General features: G+C 62.7%; 1 protein-coding gene and 2 pseudogenes. All 3 read left to right on the top strand.

The features are described 5' to 3' along the window. A pseudogene (locus tag WFK61_RS26000) lies at nt 1-121 on the top strand (ABC transporter ATP-binding protein); the annotation flags it as partial. A 3-nt stretch (nt 122-124) separates the two neighbouring features. Further along, the gene (locus tag WFK61_RS25995; protein ID WP_336814937.1) at nt 125-1012 is read left to right on the top strand and encodes a branched-chain amino acid ABC transporter permease; all 888 of its coding nucleotides are present in this window, start codon (nt 125-127) and stop codon (nt 1010-1012) included. 24 nt (nt 1013-1036) lie between these two features. Further along, nucleotides 1037-1285: pseudogene (locus WFK61_RS25990) on the top strand (branched-chain amino acid ABC transporter permease); the annotation flags it as partial.

The following is a 1285-nucleotide window of genomic DNA, read 5'->3' as shown; positions in this document are numbered from 1 at the left end:
CTTCGCCCAGACGGTCGCCGACCGGCACTACGTGGTCGAGCAAGGCAAGGTCATCGACATGATCCCCAATGCCGAACTCGACGCCAATATCGACAAGCTGCATCGCTATCTGGGGGTCTGAGACATGTTCGAACTGCTCGGTATTCCTCCGCAGGCGCTATTCGGCCAGATCCTTCTCGGCCTGATCAACGGCTCGTTCTACGCCATCCTCAGCCTCGGGCTGGCGGTGATCTTCGGGCTTCTGAACATCGCCAACTTCGCCCATGGCGCGCTCTACATGATGGGCGCCTTCGTCGCCTGGATGGGACTGAATTATCTCGGCCTCAACTACTGGGTCTCCCTGCTATTGGCCCCTTTCGTCGTCGGCGCGGTCGGAGTGGTGCTGGAACAGGTTTTCCTGCGCCGGATCGCGCAGATGGATCATCTCTACGGATTGCTGCTGACCTTCGGCCTGGCTCTGATCATCCAGGGTCTGTTCCGCAACCAATACGGCTCGTCGGGCCTGCCCTACGCCATTCCGGCCGAACTGCGTGGCGGCTACAATCTCGGCTTCATGTTCCTGCCGACCTATCGCGCCTGGGTGATCGTCGCCTCGCTCGTGGTCTGCCTTGGCACCTGGTTCCTGATCGAGAAGACCAGGCTCGGCGCCTATCTGCGCGCCGCCACCGAGAACCCGATCCTGACCCAGGCACTGGGTATCAACGTGCCGCTCCTGGTGACGCTGACCTACGGCTTCGGCGTCGCGCTCGCCGCCTTCGCCGGCGTGCTGGCGGCGCCGATCTACTCGGTCAATCCCAACATGGGAGCCGATCTTCTGATCGTCGTCTTCGCGGTTGTGGTGATCGGCGGCATGGGCTCGATCATGGGCGCGATCGTCACCGGCTACGCACTGGGACTGATCGAGGGCCTGACCAAGGTGTTCTATCCCGAGGCCTCTTCGACCGTGATCTTCATCGTCATGGTGCTGGTGCTGCTGGTGAAGCCCGCCGGCCTGTTCGGCCGCGCCCACTGACTCTCGCAAAGCAAGGATAAGAGCATGACCGACCTTGCCTCGACCGGCGCCCCCGCCTCCGGCCTCACACTGAGCGAGACCGATGACGGCACGGCGCGCCTGCACCGCAACCTGTTCATCGCGATTGCCGCGGTGCTCGTGGTCGCGCCCTTCGTCGCCTATCCCGTCTTCGTGATGAAGGTGCTGTGCTTCGCGCTGTTCGCCCTCGCCTTCAATCTTCTCCTTGGATATGGCGGCCTGCTCTCGTTCGGCCATGCCGCCTATTTCGGCATG

Source organism: Allobosea sp. MMO-172 (assembly GCF_037147855.1).
In the GTDB taxonomy this organism is placed as follows: Bacteria; Pseudomonadota; Alphaproteobacteria; order Rhizobiales; family Beijerinckiaceae; genus Allobosea.
Note: the sequence above shows the minus strand (reverse complement) of the source record. Positions and strands in the feature narration are given on the sequence as shown.

Excerpts from the sequence above, each read along its gene's own strand:
- WFK61_RS25995 (WP_336814937.1), top strand. The coding sequence starts at position 125 with ATGTTCGAACTGCTCGGTATTCCTCCGCAGGCGCTATTCGGCCAGATC.